The 17,528-nt window shown below is 73.2% G+C and carries 17 protein-coding genes; 6 read left to right on the top strand and 11 right to left on the bottom strand.

Annotated features, from left to right (window positions below; all coding sequences use genetic code 11):
• Positions 1–151 precede the first annotated feature (151 nt).
• From IH45_RS0104880 to IH45_RS0104870, 3 genes are all read left to right on the top strand, one after another.
• On the top strand, positions 152–973 hold the full coding sequence (locus IH45_RS0104880; protein WP_050514542.1) for an SDR family oxidoreductase: 822 nt from the start codon (positions 152–154) through the stop codon (positions 971–973).
• A complete protein-coding gene (locus IH45_RS0104875; RefSeq protein WP_050514541.1) occupies positions 970–2,685 on the top strand; it encodes a class I adenylate-forming enzyme family protein in 1,716 nt (571 codons plus the stop codon). Before IH45_RS0104880 ends, IH45_RS0104875 begins: the two co-directional genes overlap by 4 nt.
• Positions 2,686–2,814: 129 nt before the next feature.
• Entirely contained in the window at positions 2,815–3,456 is a 642-nt protein-coding gene (locus IH45_RS0104870; RefSeq protein WP_107058570.1) for a TetR/AcrR family transcriptional regulator, read from the top strand.
• 23 nt (positions 3,457–3,479) lie between these two features.
• Here the strand turns inward: IH45_RS0104870 and IH45_RS1000000145045 are convergent, their stop codons facing one another.
• The 11 genes from IH45_RS1000000145045 to IH45_RS0104815 all read right to left on the bottom strand — a co-directional run bounded on the left by IH45_RS1000000145045 (position 3,480) and on the right by IH45_RS0104815 (position 12,540).
• Positions 3,480–4,022 (bottom strand): hypothetical protein, encoded by a 543-nt coding sequence (locus tag IH45_RS1000000145045; RefSeq protein ID WP_050514540.1) that lies wholly within the window; start codon positions 4,020–4,022, stop codon positions 3,480–3,482.
• 68 nt (positions 4,023–4,090) lie between these two features.
• Positions 4,091–4,981 (bottom strand): MarR family winged helix-turn-helix transcriptional regulator, encoded by an 891-nt coding sequence (locus IH45_RS0104860; protein ID WP_030661847.1) that lies wholly within the window; start codon positions 4,979–4,981, stop codon positions 4,091–4,093.
• 38 nt (positions 4,982–5,019) lie between these two features.
• The gene (locus IH45_RS0104855; protein ID WP_030661846.1) at positions 5,020–6,234 is read right to left on the bottom strand and encodes an acyl-CoA dehydrogenase family protein; all 1,215 of its coding nucleotides are present in this window, start codon (positions 6,232–6,234) and stop codon (positions 5,020–5,022) included.
• A gap of 9 nt (positions 6,235–6,243) precedes the next feature.
• Positions 6,244–7,314 (bottom strand): phosphotransferase family protein, encoded by a 1,071-nt coding sequence (locus IH45_RS0104850; RefSeq protein ID WP_030661844.1) that lies wholly within the window; start codon positions 7,312–7,314, stop codon positions 6,244–6,246.
• Between the two features lie 151 nt (positions 7,315–7,465).
• Positions 7,466–7,849 (bottom strand): DUF202 domain-containing protein, encoded by a 384-nt coding sequence (locus IH45_RS0104845; protein ID WP_078897249.1) that lies wholly within the window; start codon positions 7,847–7,849, stop codon positions 7,466–7,468.
• Positions 7,850–7,852: 3 nt separating this feature from the next.
• Positions 7,853–8,263, bottom strand: coding sequence for a YidH family protein (locus IH45_RS0104840; RefSeq protein ID WP_030661839.1), 411 nt, complete (start codon positions 8,261–8,263; stop codon positions 7,853–7,855).
• A 50-nt stretch (positions 8,264–8,313) separates the two neighbouring features.
• A complete protein-coding gene (locus IH45_RS0104835; RefSeq protein WP_030661837.1) occupies positions 8,314–8,856 on the bottom strand; it encodes an NUDIX hydrolase in 543 nt (180 codons plus the stop codon).
• A gap of 56 nt (positions 8,857–8,912) precedes the next feature.
• A complete protein-coding gene (locus IH45_RS0104830; RefSeq protein WP_030661834.1) occupies positions 8,913–9,677 on the bottom strand; it encodes a glucose 1-dehydrogenase in 765 nt (254 codons plus the stop codon).
• Positions 9,678–9,755: 78 nt separating this feature from the next.
• Positions 9,756–10,409 (bottom strand): TetR/AcrR family transcriptional regulator, encoded by a 654-nt coding sequence (locus tag IH45_RS0104825; protein ID WP_030661831.1) that lies wholly within the window; start codon positions 10,407–10,409, stop codon positions 9,756–9,758.
• Between the two features lie 118 nt (positions 10,410–10,527).
• Positions 10,528–11,403, bottom strand: coding sequence for an MBL fold metallo-hydrolase (locus IH45_RS0104820; protein WP_030661828.1), 876 nt, complete (start codon positions 11,401–11,403; stop codon positions 10,528–10,530).
• Positions 11,404–11,649: 246 nt separating this feature from the next.
• Positions 11,650–12,540 carry a DMT family transporter gene (locus IH45_RS0104815; RefSeq protein ID WP_030661825.1) on the bottom strand — a complete coding sequence of 297 codons (891 nt, stop codon included), beginning with the start codon at positions 12,538–12,540 and terminating at the stop codon, positions 11,650–11,652.
• Positions 12,541–12,760: 220 nt separating this feature from the next.
• Between IH45_RS0104815 and IH45_RS0104810 the strand changes: the two genes are divergently transcribed.
• The 3 genes from IH45_RS0104810 to IH45_RS0104800 all read left to right on the top strand — a co-directional run bounded on the left by IH45_RS0104810 (position 12,761) and on the right by IH45_RS0104800 (position 17,520).
• On the top strand, positions 12,761–14,425 hold the full coding sequence (locus tag IH45_RS0104810) for an FAD-binding dehydrogenase (RefSeq protein ID WP_030661822.1): 1,665 nt from the start codon (positions 12,761–12,763) through the stop codon (positions 14,423–14,425).
• A gap of 339 nt (positions 14,426–14,764) precedes the next feature.
• Positions 14,765–15,718, top strand: a complete 954-nt coding sequence (locus IH45_RS0104805) for a hypothetical protein (protein ID WP_030661819.1) — start codon at positions 14,765–14,767, stop codon at positions 15,716–15,718.
• A gap of 239 nt (positions 15,719–15,957) precedes the next feature.
• Positions 15,958–17,520: an APC family permease gene (locus IH45_RS0104800; protein WP_030661816.1), complete on the top strand. Its 1,563-nt coding sequence runs from the start codon at positions 15,958–15,960 to the stop codon at positions 17,518–17,520.
• Positions 17,521–17,528 lie beyond the last annotated feature (8 nt).

The following is a 17,528-nucleotide window of genomic DNA, read 5'->3' as shown; positions in this document are numbered from 1 at the left end:
CGGGGGAACGCGCCGGACGGCGTGCCGCGCGCCCTCGCCGCGTCCGGCGCACGGGCCGGTCCGCGCCCTTCCGCTCCGGCATACCGACTGGTTAGTCTGCCTGGCAGTCGAGTCAGGGGCGACCGATCAGGGCGACCGAGGGAGACCGCAGGTGGAAGCCGTACGGGACAGGACAGTCGTGGTGACCGGGGCGGGCGGCGGCATCGGTGCCGCGCTGGCCCGCCGCTTCGCCGCCGGAGGGGCGCGGGTGGCGGTCAACGACCTGGACGCGGCCAAGGCCGAGGCGACAGCCCGGGAGATCGGCGCGGTCGCCGTGCCCGGGGACGCCTCCACCGTCGTGCCCGCAGCCCGTGAAGCGCTCGGCGGGACCGTCGACATCTTCTGCGCCAATGCCGGGGTCGGCACCGGCGGCGGGCCCGAGGCGCCGGACGACGCCTGGGAGCTGGCCTGGGACGTCAACGTGATGGCGCATGTACGGGCCGCCCGCGCGCTGCTGCCCGAGTGGCTGGAGCGTGGCGCGGGCCGGTTCGTGTCCACCGTGTCCGCGGCGGGCCTGCTGACCATGGTGGGCGCGGCCCCGTACAGCGTCACCAAGCACGGCGCGTACGCCTTCGCGGAGTGGCTGTCGCTCACGTACCGGCACCGCGGCATAGCCGTGCACGCGATCTGTCCGCAGGGGGTGCGCACCGACATGCTCGCGGCCACCGGCGCGGCCGGGGAACTGGTGCTGACCCCGACGGCGATCGAGCCCGCCGCCGTCGCCGACGCGCTCTTCGCGGCGATGGCGGAGGAGCGGTTCCTGGTGCTGCCGCACCCGGAGGTCGGGGAGTACTACACCGCGCGGGCGGGCGACACCGAGCGGTGGCTGGGCGGCATGAACCGCCTCCAGCGGAAGCTGGAAGGCGCCGGGCGGCCGGAGGCCGTCGTGGAGCCGGACACCGGTGCCGCCGCGGCCGAGGAGGTGGCCCGATGACCTCCTACCAGGACGAGGCCTCCCAGCGGGGCAAGACGCCCTCCCACCAGGGCAAGACGCCCTCCTACCAGGACAAGCCCTGGCTCGCCCAGCTCACCGACGCCCAGCGCGCCCCCGTCCACCCGCACCCCTCCGCCCTGCACGCCTTCCGGGAAGCCGCCCGCCGGGCCCCGGACCGCACCGCCCTCGCCTACTTCGACGGCCGGCTCTCGTACGCGGAGGTCGACGCGCTCAGCGACGGCGTGGCCGGGCACCTGGCGGCACACGGCTTCCGGCCCGGCGACCGTGCCGCGATCATGCTCCAGAACACCCCGCACTTCGCCCTCGCGCTGCTCGGCATCTGGAAGGCGGGCGGCATCGTCGTCCCCGTCAACCCCATGTACAAGTCCGCCGAGATGACGCACATCCTCACCGACGCCGAGGTCACCGCGATCGTCTGCGCGGACCACACCTGGGACGCGTTCCTGCGTACGACGGCTGCCGCCGCGCCCTCCGTGCGGATCGCCCTGACCGCCTGCGAGCGGGACCTCCAGACCCGCGACGACGCGCGCGTGCTGCGCGGCGAGCGGCTCGGGCCGCGCGAGGGCGCCGACGACCTGCTGGCGGCGGCCCGCGCGTACGAGGGACGGCCGCCCGGCGTGGCCGGACCGGACGCCGCCGACACCGCCCTGATCAGCTACACCTCGGGCACCAGCGGCACGCCCAAGGGCGCCACCAACACCCACGGCAACATCGCCTACAACGCCGAGCGGCAGCGCACCGGCCTCGGCCTGCCCGACGGCGCCACCTACTTCGCGCTGGCCCCGCTGTTCCACATCACCGGCATGGTCTGCGAACTGGCCGCCTGCTTCGCCAACGCCGGCACCCTCGCGCTGGCCTACCGCTTCGAGCCGGGTGTCGTCCTAGACGCCTTCCTGGAGCACCGGCCCGCCTACACCGTCGGCCCGTCCACCGCCTACATGGCGCTGACGGCCCACCCCGGCGTCACCCGCGACCACTTCGCGTCCTTCTCCTCCCTCTCCTCGGGCGGGGCGCCGCTGCCGCCCGCGCTGGTCGAGAAGTTCCGCGCGGACTTCGGCCCGTACCTGCACAACGGTTACGGGCTGACCGAGTGCACCGCCCCCTGCGCCAGCGTCCCGCCCGGCCGCGAGGCGCCCGTCGACCCGGCCTCCGGCACCCTCGCCGTCGGCGTGCCGGGCCCCGACACGGTCATCCGGATCATCGACGACCAGGGCCGGGACGTGCCGTTCGGGGAGCAGGGCGAGATCGCGGTGCGCGGCCCGCAGGTGGTGCCCGGTTACTGGCGCCGCCCGGACGCCACCGCCGAGGCCCTGCCGGACGGTGAACTGCGCACCGGCGACATCGGTTTCATGGACGCGGGCGGCTGGCTGTACGTCGTGGACCGCAAGAAGGACATGATCAACGCGTCCGGCTTCAAGGTGTGGCCGCGGGAGGTCGAGGACGTGCTCTACGGCCACCCCGCGGTGCGCGAGGCGGCCGTGGTCGGCGTGCCGGACGCGTACCGGGGCGAGTCGGTCAAGGCGTATGTGAGCCTGCGGCCCGGGCAGCACGCGGAGCCGGCCGAGCTGGCCGGGTACTGCAAGGAGCGGCTGGCCGCGTACAAGTACCCGCGCCAGGTGGAGATCCTGCCCGAGCTGCCGAAGACGACCAGTGGCAAGATCCTCAGGCGGGAACTGCGCGGGCGCGGCTGACCGCGCCCGCGGGGGCACCACGCAGCGACACCACGCAGCGACACCACGCAGCGACACCACGCAGCGACACCACGCAACGACACGACGCATGACGCACAGCGCACGACGCACGAGGGACAGGTGAGGGCGATGGCCGGCACGACGGACGGCGGGAGTACCGGGAGCGCCGGGAGCACGGGGAATTCCGCAGGCACCGCAACCGCCAAGCCCGTGGCCCAGCGGCTGCTGGCCACCGCCACCCGCCTCTTCGCCGAGCGGGGCTACGACCGCACCTCCGTCCAGGAAATCGTGGAGGCCGCCGGCGTCACCAAGGGCGCCCTGTACCACTACTTCGGCTCCAAGGACGACCTGCTGCACGAGGTGTACGGCCGGGTGCTGCGGCTCCAGCAGGAGCGCCTGGACCACTTCGCGGACGACGACGCGCCGGTGGAGCGGCGGCTGCGGGACGCCGCGGCGGACGTCGTGGTCACCACCATCGAGAACCTCGACGACACGAAGATCTTCTTCCGCTCGATGCACCACCTCTCGCCCGAGAAGGACAAGCAGGTACGGGCCGAGCGGCGGCGCTACCACGAGCGGTTCCGCGCACTGGTCGAAGAGGGCCAGCGCACCGGGGTGTTCAGCAGCGCCACCCCCGCCGACCTGGTCGTGGACTACCACTTCGGTTCGGTGCACCACCTCGGCACCTGGTACCGCGAGGACGGCCCGCTCACCCCCCAGCAGGTCGCCGACCACCTCGCCGACCTGCTGCTGCGGGCACTGCGGCCGTGAGGGGCACCGGACAACGGCAGGGCTCAGGTCTCGAAGGACCTGCACCAGCGGTTGAACTCTTCGCAGTCGGCGACGAGGTCGAGCAGGCGCCATTCCCCTTCTCCAGTGGAAGTGGCTCGTAGTGTGTCGGCCGGGTCGATGACAGGCCACCAGGGGACGCTGTCGTCCTCCCCGCCGACGGCCTCGTCCTCGTCGAGCCGATCGAGAGCGTCCGCCGGAATCGACTCCCGGGCGGCGTACACCACTGGGTAGCCGCCCGCGGGCGGCGGCGTGGGCGGTTCCTCGGGGACGCACCGCCAGACGAGACCGAGGTTGCGTACGAATACCTCGCCCAAGTACCAGGCGGCTACCGCGGCAAAGGGGCTGTCACGATCGATGTCGGCTTCGTGCCGGTCGGCGTACCGGCTCTTGAGAGCGTCTTCGAGGAGCCCGACCGAGGCCAGGCTGAAGTCCCATTCATCGCCCAGTTCCTTGCTCCACGCGGGAAAGGCAGCGCGCTGGGCTGCCAGCCAGGAGTTCAGCCGGGGGTTGTCGGCCCATCGCGGCCGGTCGATGTCATGCGGCATGCGGCAACCCTAGGCCGACGGTGGTCGCCGGACAGGGGCCGTCACCGGTCGTTGGCGGCGCCGGTCCCTCAGACCCCGCCGATCCGCTTCTCGAACCAGTGGTGGGCGTACGGCTCGTCGTTGAAGGCCGGGACCTCTTCGAAGCCGTACGAGCGGTACAGGTCGATGGCGCCGCCGAGCGCCTTGTTGGTGTCCAGGCGCAGGACGTCACGGCCGTGCCGTACGGCCCGTGCCTCCAGCTCGCCCAGCAGGCGGCGGCCGAGGCCGAGCCGTCGCGCGTCGGGAGCCACCCACATGCGTTTGGCCTCGGCCGGGGCGCCGGGCGGCAGCTTCAGGCCCGCGCAGCCGACGGGTGCGCCGTGCAGCCGGGCGACCAGGAACAGGCCGTTCGGCGGCCGGAGTTCACCGGCGTCGGGCAGCAGGCTCCGAGTGGGGTCGAAACCGGTCTCGAACTGTTCCTGCATCTCGGCGAAGTAGGCCTTCAGGCAGTGCTGCGCGTCGGGGTGGGCCGGGTCGACGGCGTCCAGCGTGACCGTCGTGGCGGTCAGCAGCCGGTCGACCTCGGCCATGGCGGCGACCAGCCGGGCGCGCTGGCCGGCGTTGAGCGGCTCCAGCAGGGAGCCGGCCAGCTCGTTGCTGCGGTCGTCCAGCGCGGCGTGCTCCGCGCGGCCCGCTTCGGTGAGCCGGACGGTGCGCACGCGCCGGTCCTCGGGCTGCGGCTCCACCGTGACCAGGCCGTCGGCCTCCAGGGAGCGCAGCAGCCGGCTCAGGTAACCGGAGTCCAGCCCGAGGCGCTCGCGCAGCCGCCGTACGTCCTGCCCCCGCTCGCCGATCTCCCAGAGCAGCCGGGCCTCGCCGATGGGCCGGTCGCGGCCGAGGTAGTGGTCGTGGAGCACGCCCACGCGTTCGGTGACGGTGCGGTTGAAGCGCCGCACCTGCTTGATCTGTGCCGCATCCATTCCCTGACCTTAGTCAGAGAATGGATGCGGGTCCAGTGTCACATGTAGGCCTTCAGCTCCCGCCGCGCCAGCGACCGCTGGTGCACCTCGTCCGGCCCGTCCGCCAGGCGCAACGTGCGCGCCGCCGCCCACAGCTCCGCCAGCGGGAAGTCCTGGCTCACCCCGCCCGCGCCGTGCAGCTGCACGGCCCGGTCGAGGATGTCCACGACCGTACGCGGTGTTGCGATCTTGATGGCCTGGATCTCCGTGTGCGCGCCCTTGTTGCCCACGGTGTCCATCAGCCACGCGGTCTTCAGCACCAGCAGCCGCAGCTGCTCCACGGCCACCCGCGCGTCGGCGATCCACTGCTGGACGGTGCCCTGGCGCGCCAGCGGCTTGCCGAAGGCCGTACGGGACACGGCGCGGCGGCACATCAGCTCGATCGCGCGCTCGGCCATCCCGATCAGCCGCATGCAGTGGTGGATGCGGCCGGGGCCGAGCCGGGCCTGTGCGATGCCAAAGCCGCCGCCCTCCTCGCCGATCAGGTTCGCCACGGGTACCCGCACGTCGTGGAAGACGACCTCGGCGTGGCCGCCGTGGTAGTGGTCCTCGTAGCCGTACACCCGCATGGCGCGGCGGACTTCGAGGCCCGGGGCGTCGCGCGGGACCAGCACCATCGACTGCTGGCGGCGCACGTCCGCGCCGTCCGGGTCGGTCTTGCCCATCACGATGAAGATCCGGCACAGCGGGTTCATCGCGCCGGAGATGTACCACTTGCGGCCGTTGATGACGTACTGGTCGCCGTCCCGCTCGATACGGGTCTCGATGTTCGTGGCGTCCGAGGAGGCCACGTCGGGCTCGGTCATCGCGAACGCCGACCGGATCTCGCCCGCCAGCAGTGGGTGCAGCCACTGCTTCTTCTGCTCCGCCGAGCCGAACTGTGCCAGCACCTCCATGTTCCCGGTGTCCGGCGCCGCGCAGTTCAGTGCGGTGGGCGCCAGCTGCGGGCTGCGGCCGGTGATCTCGGCCAGCGGCGCGTACTGGAGGTTGGTCAGCCCCGCCCCGTGCTCCTCGTCGGGCAGGAACAGGTTCCACAGCCCGCGCCTGCGCGCCTCGGCCTTCAGGTCCTCCACGATCTGCGGGGTGTCCCACGGCGAGGCGAGCGCCGCCCGCTGCTCGTCGGCGACCGCCTCGGCCGGGTACACCTGCTCGTCCATGAAGGACAGCAGATTCTTCCGCAGCTCCTCGGTACGGGCGTCGAATGCGAAGTCCATCGGTGTGCCTCAGCCTTCCTCGGCGGTCGTCAGGGTGTCGAGCGTGGCCCGGCCGCGGTCGATGAAGACCGGCACCAGCTCGCCGATCCGGTCGAAGCCCGCGCCGACGGTCTGCCCGAGCGTGAAGCGGTAGTGGATGCCCTCCAGGATCACCGCGAGCTTGAAGTACGCGAACGCCGTGTACCAGGCGATGCCGGACACGTCCCGGCCGGACCCGGCCGCGTACCGCTCGATCAGTTCGGCCGCCTCCGGATGGCCGGGCGCGCCGCGCGTGGTGGCGATCGGGGAGCCGGGCACGTCCTCCTGCTCGCTGTACATGACCAGCAGGCCGAGATCGGTCAGCGGGTCGCCAAGGGTGGACATCTCCCAGTCCAGTACCGCCGTGATCCGGTCGTCGGCGCCCACCAGTACGTTGTCCAGGCGGTAGTCGCCGTGCACGACGGCCGGCGCGGGTGAGGCGGGCAGCGTGGTCGCCAGCGTCTCGTGCAGCGCGTCGATGCCCGGCAGGTCGCGGCTGCGCGACGCCGCCAGCTGCTTGCCCCAGCGGCGCAACTGCCGTTCCAGGAAGCCGTCCGGCCGTCCGAAGTCGGTGAGGCCGACCGTCGCCGGGTCCACGGCGTGCAGCGCGACCAGCGTGTCCACGAGGGACAGCACCACGCCGCGGGTCCGCTCCGGCCCGAGCGCGGCGAGCTGCTCCGCCGTACGGTACGGCGTGCCCGCCACCAGCTCCATCACGTAGAACGGCGCCCCGAGGACCGACTCGTCCTCGCACAGCAGCAGCGCCTCGGGCACCGGCACCGCCGTCGGGTGCAGCGCGCTGATCACCCGGAACTCGCGCCGCATGTCGTGCGCGGTGGCCAGTACGTGGCCGAGCGGCGGGCGGCGGACGACCCACTGGCCGGTGCCGTCGGTGATCCGGTAGGTGAGGTTGGACCGGCCGCCTTCGATCAGCCCGGCATCCAGGGGGCCCCGCACCGTGCCGGGGCGCTCCCGGTCCAGATGGTCCCGCAGCCGCTCCAGGTCGAGCCCCGGTGGACCCGGCCGCACCGGGGACCGCGGGGGAGGGGTGCCGTCGCTCATCGTGCTCCTCCGTACGGAAAGAGGCGGTCGCCACGGTCGGGCAACCGGGCCGGTACGATCATGCCGACTAGTCGGTATGGCGTCCAGGGGGTGAGTCCGGGATGTGGGTCACCCGGCCGGAAAGGGCCGGTCCGTCTCGGACCGGTCGGCCTCACACGAGGATCGCCGCGCCGAGCGCCGCCAGTGCGCAGGTGCAGGCCACCAAAGCCAGGGCCGTACGGGCGGACAGGACCGGCGGCCGGCTGTCGCACATCGCCCGCATCCGTACGTGCGCCGCCGCCATGAACGCGATCCACACCAGCAGCACCAGCGCGACCGCCACGACCACCACCGGGCCCGGGGCGTGGTGCTGCACCACCTGGCGGCCCGCGAGGATCGCGACCGCCGTGCAGGACAGGGTGGTGCGGCGCCAGGCGAGCCGGGTGCGCTCCGGCTGCAGACCCGGGTCCCGGCCCGGACACGGCTGGTCGGGACACGGCTGGTCACGACGCGGCTGGTCACGAGACGGCTCGTCACGACGCGGCGAACCGGCCATCGGTCAGCGCGTCCAGCCGACGGCGACCAGCACCACCATCGCCGCCGCCAGCAGGCCCACGGCGACCGCCAGTACGGCCGGGAAGCGGGAAGCGGGCAGATCCTCGCCGCGCCGCATCGCCCGCTCGCAGCGCACCCAGTGGTTGACCGCCCGCACCGCGCACAGCGCGCCGCCCACCAGCAGGACGACGGTGAAGGTCACCCGCAGCACATCGTGCAGCCGGGGCAGGAACTGGTCCACCGCGAACCCGCCGCCCACCAGCGCCAGCCCGGTCCGCAGCCAGGCCAGGAAGGTCCGTTCGTTGGCGAGCGAGAAGCGGTAGTCGGGGGTCGTGCCCTCCTCGCGGACGCGCGCGGGCGTGAACCACAGCCGGACGCCCGCGCCGATCGACCGCAGTCTGTCGGTGAGGATCATGGCCAGAACCCTACGCGCTGCCGCGCCGACAGCCGCGCTTCCCGCCGCGTCTACCCCTCCCGCCCCGCCCGCCTCTCCCGCCACTCCAGCAGCCGCTCGTAGGCGGCCATGCCGTCCGGCGTCCACTCCCACTGCGGAATGCGCTGTTCCAGCTCCGCGTCGGTGAGGAAGGCATGCCAGGCCACCTCCGACTCCTGCGGCTGTACGGGCAGCGTGCAGCGCACCTCGTAGACCGCCGACCACCAGGTGTGCTCGGGCGTCTCGTACAGGAACTTGAACAGCGGGACCGGCTGCGGCAGGCCGCTCACGCCCAGCTCCTCCTCCGCCTCGCGCAGCGCCGTCCCGTCGTACGTCTCGCCCGCGCCGACCACGCCGCCGACGAACATGTCGTAGTGCGAGGGGAAGACCAGCTTCTGCGGGGTGCGGCGGTGCACGAAGATCCGGTCCTCGGCGTCCCGGGCGAGGATGAACGTGCAGCGGGTGCGCAGCCGGTGGGCGTAGGCATCGCCGCGCCGGGCCTGCCCCACGACCTCGTCGCTCTCGTTGACGATGTCGACGATCTCGTCCGCGTTCAGTGGTTGCTGTGGGTCCATGGCCCCATGCAATCAGTTCGCCGGGGCCGCGGCGGTGGTGGGCCGGGCGGCGCGTGTCACCGTCCCATGACCTGGCGTACGGTCGGCCCGGCGGTCCAGCCGCCGTCCACCGCCAGTTCGGCCCCGGTGACGTAGGACGCCGCGTCGGACAGCAGGAACACCACGGCCCCCGCGACCTCCTCGGCCTCGCCGACCCGCCCCATCGGCGTGCCGGGGTACTTCCCCTCGCCCTTCTCGATGCCGGTCGGCGCGGTCATGGGGGTGTGGGTCATACCGGGGTGTACCGAGTTCACCCGGATCCGTTCCGCGCCCAGCTCCACCGCGCCGATCTTCGTCAGGCCGCGTACGCCCCACTTGGAGGCGCCGTAACCGCCGGTCAGCGCCAGGCCCATCAGGCCCGCCGCCGAGGAGATGTTCACGATCGAGCCCGCGCCGCGCTCGCGCATCGCCGGGATCACGGTCTTCATGCCGATGAAGACACCGGTCAGATTCACGTCGAGGACCTTGCGGAAGAAGTCCACGGAGACCGAGTCCAGCGGCTGACCGGTGGCTATGCCCGCGTTGTTGACCAGGCCGTCGATGCCGCCGAACGTCTCGGCCGTGAAGTCCGCGGCCCGCTGCCAGTCGTCCTCCGAGGTCACGTCGTGCACGAGGAACCGGGCCCGCTCGCCGAGCCGTTCGGCCGTGGCCCGGCCTTCGTCCGCCAGGACATCGGTGAGGACGACGTGTGCGCCGGCCGCGACCGCGTGCTCGGCGGCAGCGGCCCCCAGGCCGCGCGCGCCGCCGGTGATGATGATGTTCTTGCCGTGCAGGTCGGGCATGTCGGCTCCTTGCCTGGGGGAGTGGGGCGCGGAAAGTGGAGTGCGGGGAGTGAATCCGGGGAGTGAGTACGGGACCGTTCACGGATGCGGGGCCGCGGGCGGGGCCAGCAGGAACGCCTCCGTGGTGCCGATGAGGTCGGCGAGGAACAACTCCTCGTACGTCAGCGGCCGGACGCCGTCCAGGTGCTGCCGCGCCCGGTCGGCCAGCGCCGCGCCGATCAGCGTCAGCGCCAGATCGATCCGCTCCAGGCGCAGCGCCTCGGGCAGGGCCGCGGCGGCGAGCGCGTCCTCCGCCAGGCCGATCAGCCGCCAGGTCGCGGTGCCCGCCAGCGTCGGGTGCGGGGTGCGGGTGCGGACGCCGCTCTCGTGGGTCAACTGGGCGGATACGCGCAGGCAGCGGCGGCCCCGGTCGTCGCGCAGCTGGGTCGCCTCGGCGGTGATCAGCACGCCGATCAGGGCGCGGAGTCCGGGACCGGCGGCGCCGGACCGCGCCTCCACCGCCGCCAGCGCGGGTGCGAGCACCGCCTCCGTACGGGCCAGCCGCCCGGCCATCACGGCGTCCAGCAGACCGGCCCGCGAACCGAAGTGGTACTGCACGGCCGACGGGTTGCTCTGCCCGGCCAGCCGCACGATGTCCCGCGTCTGCGCCCCGTCCACACCGTGCGCCGCGAAGACCTCCTCCGCGGCGCGCAGCAGCTTCTCCCGGGTGCCGGCCCCCGTCGCTCTCGCCATGCGGGCACTCTAATGCTGGACATTATTAGGCGTCGAGGGGCCGCCGGATCCGGCTCCGGTCCGTCCGATCCGGCTCCGATCCGGCGTCGGTGGTGCTCCGGTGGGGTTCCGGTCCGGCTCACCAGCGCACCGCCGTGAAGTCCACCGGCCGTGGGCGCAGTTCCCGGGTGCGCTCGGCCAGCCGCCGTACGCGCTCGGCCATGTCGGCGGCGGGCAGGTGCGTACGGTCGCCGTGGCCCGGCAGCAGCCACTCGAAGCGCAGCCCGACGGCGGTACGGGCCAGGGAAGCGGCCAGCTCCTCGATGGAGTACCAGGTGACGCTGTCCGCCACTTCGATGTCGCCGGTCGTGCGCGACCAGTAGAAGCTGTCCCCGCTGAAGCAGTACCGCTCGTCGGCGACGTAGAGCACGCTGCCCCGGGTGTGGCCGGGGAGCGGATGGGCGTACACGCCGTCGGCGATCTCCGCGCTCTCCGTGCCGCGCAGCACGCGGTCGGCGTCCGGCGCGGCGTCCAGGTCGCCTTCGTGGATCCACAGCCGGGCCCCGAACCGGTCGGCGTACCGGCGGCCGTGAGCCGCGTGGTCCCGGTGGGTGAGCAGGACATCGGTGACCGGCCCCAGTGCCTCGTACCGGGCGGCCAGCGGTTCGCTCCAGCGTGGTGTGTCCACCATCAGCTGCGTGCCGCCGGGACGTCGCAGGAGGTAGGAGTTGGCCCCGGCGGTGTGCTGCGAGTTGTGCCCGCACAGCAGCACGTCGGTGTCGCCGAGCCGCATCGGGAACGGATCGAGGCGCGGGTCCAGCCGACGGTCCGGGCGCCGGATGGAGCGGGTGGGGCAGGCGAACGCGGCGGCGTGCAGCAGCCGTTCCTCCACCGCGTCGCGCGGCTGCCGGACGATTTCGGAGCGTCCCCCGGCCTCGGCGATCAGCTCCGGGGTGAGCTGCCGGGCGACATCGCAGTTGGTGCAGCGGTCGTCGACGTACCAGGCGTCGTTCATGGCATGCCTCACTCTTCGGGCGGCTCGTACGGGATTCGTGCGACTACGAAGAGGTAAGCGCGTCGAGCTGCGGAAGGGGAAGGGGTGCCGGGTCTTGTTTCTGCTGGTCAAGGGGTATCTCTCGCGGTATGGGATCTCGTGTCGTGAGCATGACAACCGCGCCGGTGCGCACACCCGCCGGGCGGCCACTCCGTACCCACCCGCCAAGCCTTCCCCACCCGCCAAGCCTTCCCCACCCACCAAACCTCACCCCACCCGCACCACCGGCACCCGCTCCGGCCGTCCGGCCACCCCCGCCGGCATCGCCGGATGGCCGCCGATCAGGACGATGCCGGTCACGACCGCCGCCAGTCCGGCCGCCTCCCACGCGAGCGCGTCGGTGGTCAGGTTCAGCCGGTCGCCCAGGAAGCCGACTCCGCAGACGATGCCCGCCAGCGGCTGGGCCGCCGTCAGAGCGGGCAGCGACATCCGCAGGGGCGCCGTCTCGAAGGCGCTCTGGACCAGTACGAGCGCGATGACGCCCAGCGCCAGCACCGCGTACGGTTCCCAGCCGGTGAGCAGCGCCGCCCAGCCGCCGCGCCCGAACCGCTCGCCGCTGATCCGGGTCAGGGCGTCCTGGAGGCCGTACAGCAGACCGGCCGCGATGCCCAGCAGTGCCGCCTCCCGGCTCATCCGCGCCCGCCTGGCGCAGGCCGCCAGCAGCAGCGCGAGACCGAGGACCGCGCCCATGACCAGCCAGTGCCGCAGCGGACCGGCCGGGCTCCGGCCGCCGTGCGGCTCGCCGGCCACGATGAACGCCGTCACGCCGCCCGCCAGCAGCCACAGGCCGCCCCAGCCCCGGCGGCCCAGCCGCTGCCGGGTGAGGCGCCGGGACAGGGCCATCGCGAACAGCAGGTTCGTGGCCAGCAGCGGTTCGACGAGGGTGACCTCGCCCTCGGCCAGGGCCGCCGCGCCCAGCGCCATGCCAGCCACCATGAAGCCGATGCCGGCCAGCCAGCGCGGCATCCGGGCGAGGTCGAGCAGCAGCCGCAGGGAGAGGAAGTCCTGCATCGGGGCCCGCTGGGCCGCGCCCTGCTGGAGGACGAATCCGGACCCCAGGCAGCAGGCCGCGCTCACGGCCAGCAGGAACACCGTCACGTCACGCACCTCAAGTCGGCGGGGAAGGCGGGGACTTGGCCGAGGATAGCGAGCCGTACGGCGGTCCGCCGCCCGCCCGGGGGCACCGGGCACCCCCGGGTACCCGCGCGGGCGACACCCGAACACGCGGTTGACGTGCCGTACGGACGCGCTGAGGATCGGTAGCCACGACGGCGGCCGGGCCCTCCGGTGCCGCGGCGAGCAGAGAAGACGGGCAGACATGGCCTACAACGCCTACGACGCTGATGTGATCGTGATCGGAGCGGGGCTGGCGGGTCTCGCGGCCACCGCGGAGCTGGCCGAGGCCGGCCGCAAGGTGATCCTCCTGGAGCAGGAGCCGGCGAGCGGTCTCGGCGGCCAGGCGCACTGGTCCTTCGGCGGCCTCTTCCTCGTCGACTCGCCCGAGCAGCGGCGGCTGCGCATCCGCGACAGCCACGAGCTGGCCTGGCAGGACTGGCTCGGCGCGGCAGGCTTCGACCGCCCGGAGGACCACTGGCCGCGCAAGTGGGCCGAGGCGTACGTGGACTTCGCGGCGGGCGAGAAGCGGGCCTGGCTGCACCGGCAGGGCGTACGGTTCTTCCCGGTGGTCGGCTGGGCCGAGCGCGGGGGCTACGAGGCGACCGGCCACGGCAACTCCGTACCCCGCTTCCACATCACCTGGGGCACCGGCCCCGGCCTGGTCGAGCCGTTCGTACGGCGGGTGCGGGCCGGGGTGGCGCGCGGTCTGGTGGAGCTGCGCTTCCGGCACCGCGTCACCGGCCTGGCGCGCAGCGCGGGCGCCGTGGACACCGTCACCGGGGACGTCCTGGAGCCGTCGGACGCCGAGCGCGGCACGCCCAGCAGCAGGGAGGTCGGCGGCGCCTTCGAGCTGCGCGCCCAGGCGGTGATCGTCACTTCCGGCGGCATCGGCGGCAACCACGACCTGGTGCGCGCCAACTGGCCCGAGCGGCTGGGCCGGCCGCCGGAGCGGATGCTGTCCGGGGTGCCCGCCCACGTGGACGGCCTGATGCTGGGCGTCGCGGAGGCGGCCGGCGGCCGGATCATCAACCGGGACCGCATGTGGCACTACACCGAGGGCATCGACAACTGGGACCCGATCTGGCCGCGGCACGGCATCCGCATCCTGTCCGGGCCGTCCCCGCTGTGGCTGGACGCGCACGGCAAGCGGCTGCCGGTGCCGCTCTTCCCCGGCTTCGACACCCTCGGCACCCTCGAACACATCATGCGCACCGGCCATGACCACACCTGGTTCGTGCTCACCCGGAAGATCATCGAGAAGGAGTTCACGCTGTCCGGTTCCGAGCAGAACCCGGACCTGACCGGGCGCAGCGTCCGGGACGTGATCGGGCGGGCGCTGCCCGGCGCCCCGGGCCCGGTCCAGGCGTTCATGGACCGCGGCGCGGACTTCATCGTCGAGCGCTCGCTCGGCGATCTCGTACGGCGGATGAACCAGCTGACCAAGGAGCCGCTGCTCGACGAGGCCGCGCTGCGCCGCGAAATCGTGGCGCGGGACCGTGAGATCACCAACTCCTTCACGAAGGACGCCCAGGTCACCGCCATGCGCGGCGCCCGCAAATACCTGGGCGACCGGCTGATCCGCACGGCGCCGCCGCACCGGCTGCTGGACCCCGAGGCCGGTCCGCTGATCGCCGTACGGCTGAGCATCCTCACCCGCAAGACGCTCGGCGGCCTGGAGACGGACCTGTCCTCGCGGGTGCTGACCGAGAGCGGCGAGGCCCTGCCCGGCGTGTACGCGGCCGGGGAGGCGGCGGGCTTCGGCGGCGGGGGCGTACACGGCTACCGGTCGCTGGAGGGCACCTTCCTGGGCGGCTGCATCTTCTCGGGGCGTACGGCGGGACGGGCGGCGGCCAAGGCGGTGGGGTGAGCGCGGGGGAGCTGAGCGTGGGGCGCCGGGCGCGGGCCGGTCGCGGGGCGGATCGGGTTGCCGACCGCGGGGCCGAGCGGGTTGCCGGCCGCGGGAGCCATGCGGCTACCGGCCGGTCACATTCCGCCGCGCCGCTGCCGGTCCAGCGCTTGTTGACAAGTGTGCTGACGGGCAAGGCAGTTGGCTTTCCGGCCATTCCCGGCACAGCCTTGACGCACGGCTGTGCCTGCCGCTTTGCTGTGCGTGACCAATCGGTGTCGATCAGTCCACCGATTCTGCACATGCGCGTCCGGAAGCGGCGCGTCCGGAGGTGAAGCGCGTCGTGGAGTGTTCCTGCTAGTGCCCCCTCCGCCACCCCCGCCCCTGGGCCGCTCCCGCCGCAAGGACGCGCCGGTGCTCGACCCGGCCCTGGACGACACCGAACTCGCCGCCTCGGTTGACGCCTTGGCGCACGGCCGCTGGGTCCGGGTACGGACGCTGCTCGCCGACACCGGAACGGACTGGGACCTGCGCGGCCACCGGCTGGTGGTGCTCGCCGAAGGCCCGGCCAGCGCCGCCTGGGCCGGGGACTGGCGGCTCGCCGAACCCGACAGCGCCGACGCGGCGGCCCTGCTGGCCTGCGCCCTCGTCTTCCAGGCGCTGCGCGGCAAGAGCAGCGCGGACGCCGCGCTCGAAGCCTGCCGCCTCGCCGCCGCCATGGCCCCCCGCGATCCGACGCCGTGGCTGGGCATGCTGATCCTCGCCCGCCGCACCGGCACCCCCGACGAACGCGAGCACGCCTTCGACCAGGTGCGCGCCCGGCATCCGGACCACCACCACGCCCACCACCTGATGGCCGCCTGCCTGGCCGAGCAGCAGCAGGGCGGCGCCGCCGATCCGCTGCACCAGGTCTACGACTTCGCGTACTGGGCCGCCGAACAGGCCCCGGCCGACTCGCCGCTGGCGATCCTCCCCGTCGTGGCACACGCGGAGCGCTACCGCGCGCTGGCCGCCGCCGGACTCGAACCGGCGGACCCCGCGGCCTCCGGGCACTGGTCCACCCGCCGCGCGCGCCAGGTCATGAAGGCGGCCTTCGACTGGTGGCTGGAGTGGGAGGGCGAGGGCCACCCGCGCCGCAAGGTGGATCTCAACTTCCTCGCCCACGCCAAGTACCACGAGGGAAGGATGGCCGAGGCCGCCGCGCTCTTCCACCGCATCGGCCCGCACGTCACCGCCGCGCCGTGGTCCTACCCGGACCGGGACGCCCGGAAGGCCTTCAAAGCCGCCCGCGACACCGCCTTCAACACCGCTTGACCCCCGGCGCCCGGCTGCCGTTCCCGGCCGCTCCGGCGCCCGTACGACGTACGCCGCACCACGCGCCACGCACGCAGCACCCGCATCACCGCCGTAAGCACCACACGGCGCGCACCGCACCACGTAGCCGCACCACGTACGGCACCACTCTGCACGCCCCGCACCACGCGCCAAGCACGACGCACGCCCCGCACGCAGCGCATCCCGCCCGCGCTCCACGGAAAGGACACCACCGCGCCATGCTGACGAGCAGTACGGGAAACACGGGCGACCCTGGACGGACCGGCAGGCCGGGCGGCCCCGGGGAGATCAGCACGTTCAAGGGCCAGGAACGGGCCCTGCGCGCCGGCCGCATCGGCACGCCCGGCCTGCTGCTGTCCGTGCTGGCCGCCAGCGCGCCCCTCATGGTGGTCGCCGGTGTCATGGTCACCACGTACCAGGTCATGGGCATCGTCGGGCAGCCGCTGCTGTTCGTCATCCTGGGCGTGGTGATGACGCTGTTCAGCGTCGGCTACGCGGAGATGAGCCGGCACGTCCACAACGCCGGCGCCTTCTACGCGTACATCGCGCGCGGCCTCGGCGGCACGGTCGGCGCCGGCGCCTCCTTCGTCGCCCTCGCCGCCTACAGCGCCCTGCAGTTCGGCATCTACGGGATCTTCGGCTTCGAGGTGTCCGGGCTGCTCGGCAAGCATCTGGGCGTCAGCGTCGCCTGGTGGGTGCCCGCCCTGCTCGGCGTCCTGGTCATCGGCGTGCTCGGCGCGCTGAAGATCGACCTGAACGCCAAGGTGCTGGGCGTGCTGCTCGCCGTCGAGGTCGTCCTGATCGTCGTCGTCGACATCGCCTTCGCCGCGCGGCCCGGACCGCAGGGCCTGTCGCTGCACGCCTTCGACCCGGCCACGCTCGGCGGCGCGGGCCTGGGCACCGCGCTGTGCTTCGCCGTCGCCGCGTTCGTCGGCTTCGAACAGGCCCCCGTCTACGCCGAGGAGACCAGCCGCCCGCAGACGGTGGTGGCCCGGGTGATGTTCCTGGCCGTCGGCTTCGTCGCGGTCTTCTTCGCGCTCAGCTCCTGGCTGATCGGCGTGGCCACCGGCCCGGACCACGTCGTGGCCACGGCCGGCAAGGAGGGCCCCAACCTGATCTTCGCCCTCGCCGGGACCCGGCTCGGCGGCACGTTCGCCGACATCCTGCACGTGTTCTTCGTGACCGGCATCTTCGCCTCGATGCTCAGCTTCCACAACGTGGTGGCCCGCTACGCCTTCGCCATGGGCCGCGAGGGCCTGCTGCCCGCCCCCCTCGGCCGCACCGCCAAATCCAGCGGAGCGCCCGCGCTCGGCTCACTGCTCCAGTCGGTCGTCTCGTTCGCGGTGGTGGGTGTCTTCGCACTCACCGACCGGACGCCCGCCGGCGACCCCACCACCCCGGTGCTGAAGCTGTTCACCTGGGGCGGCAACGTGGGCGCGCTCGGCGTGATCGTGCTGATGGCGACCGCGTCCGTGGCCGTCATCGCCTTCTTCGTACGGCGCGGCGCGGGCCGGGCGCAGGCGGGCCGGCTGCTGGCCGCCGGGCTGGCCGCGCTCGGCCTGCTGACCGTGCTGGTCTACGCGGTCAAGGACTTCGATGTGCTGGTCAGCGCCGAGGGCTCGGCGCTGGGCTGGGTGCTGCCCGGCGTCATCGGCCTGGCGGCCGTCGTCGGACTGGTCCACGGGCGGGTGCTGCGCGCCCGGCGCCCTGGGACGCACGCCCGTATCGGCCTGGGGAACGAGTCGTTCCAGTTGGAGAAGGCGGCGAGTGTGCCGTCCTAGCCGACGCC

The organism is Streptomyces rimosus subsp. rimosus, from assembly GCF_000720725.1.
Classification (GTDB): domain Bacteria; phylum Actinomycetota; class Actinomycetes; order Streptomycetales; family Streptomycetaceae; genus Streptomyces; species Streptomyces rimosus_A.
Note: the sequence above shows the minus strand (reverse complement) of the source record. Positions and strands in the feature narration are given on the sequence as shown.

What these genes read in the sequence shown, in the direction of transcription:
- IH45_RS0104810 (WP_030661822.1), top strand. Translation starts at nt 12,761, where the DNA reads ATGGCCTACAACGCCTACGACGCTGATGTGATCGTGATCGGAGCGGGG.
- IH45_RS0104845 (WP_078897249.1), bottom strand. Translation starts at nt 7,849, where the DNA reads ATGGCCGGTTCGCCGCGTCGTGACGAGCCGTCTCGTGACCAGCCGCGT.
- IH45_RS0104825 (WP_030661831.1), bottom strand. Translation starts at nt 10,409, where the DNA reads ATGGCGAGAGCGACGGGGGCCGGCACCCGGGAGAAGCTGCTGCGCGCC.
- IH45_RS0104800 (WP_030661816.1), top strand. Translation starts at nt 15,958, where the DNA reads ATGCTGACGAGCAGTACGGGAAACACGGGCGACCCTGGACGGACCGGC.
- IH45_RS0104855 (WP_030661846.1), bottom strand. Translation starts at nt 6,234, where the DNA reads ATGGACTTCGCATTCGACGCCCGTACCGAGGAGCTGCGGAAGAATCTG.
- IH45_RS0104850 (WP_030661844.1), bottom strand. Translation starts at nt 7,314, where the DNA reads ATGAGCGACGGCACCCCTCCCCCGCGGTCCCCGGTGCGGCCGGGTCCA.
- IH45_RS0104875 (WP_050514541.1), top strand. Translation starts at nt 970, where the DNA reads ATGACCTCCTACCAGGACGAGGCCTCCCAGCGGGGCAAGACGCCCTCC.
- IH45_RS0104840 (WP_030661839.1), bottom strand. Translation starts at nt 8,263, where the DNA reads ATGATCCTCACCGACAGACTGCGGTCGATCGGCGCGGGCGTCCGGCTG.
- IH45_RS1000000145045 (WP_050514540.1), bottom strand. Translation starts at nt 4,022, where the DNA reads ATGCCGCATGACATCGACCGGCCGCGATGGGCCGACAACCCCCGGCTG.
- IH45_RS0104860 (WP_030661847.1), bottom strand. Translation starts at nt 4,981, where the DNA reads ATGGATGCGGCACAGATCAAGCAGGTGCGGCGCTTCAACCGCACCGTC.
- IH45_RS0104835 (WP_030661837.1), bottom strand. Translation starts at nt 8,856, where the DNA reads ATGGACCCACAGCAACCACTGAACGCGGACGAGATCGTCGACATCGTC.
- IH45_RS0104870 (WP_107058570.1), top strand. Translation starts at nt 2,815, where the DNA reads ATGGCCGGCACGACGGACGGCGGGAGTACCGGGAGCGCCGGGAGCACG.
- IH45_RS0104830 (WP_030661834.1), bottom strand. Translation starts at nt 9,677, where the DNA reads ATGCCCGACCTGCACGGCAAGAACATCATCATCACCGGCGGCGCGCGC.
- IH45_RS0104820 (WP_030661828.1), bottom strand. Translation starts at nt 11,403, where the DNA reads ATGAACGACGCCTGGTACGTCGACGACCGCTGCACCAACTGCGATGTC.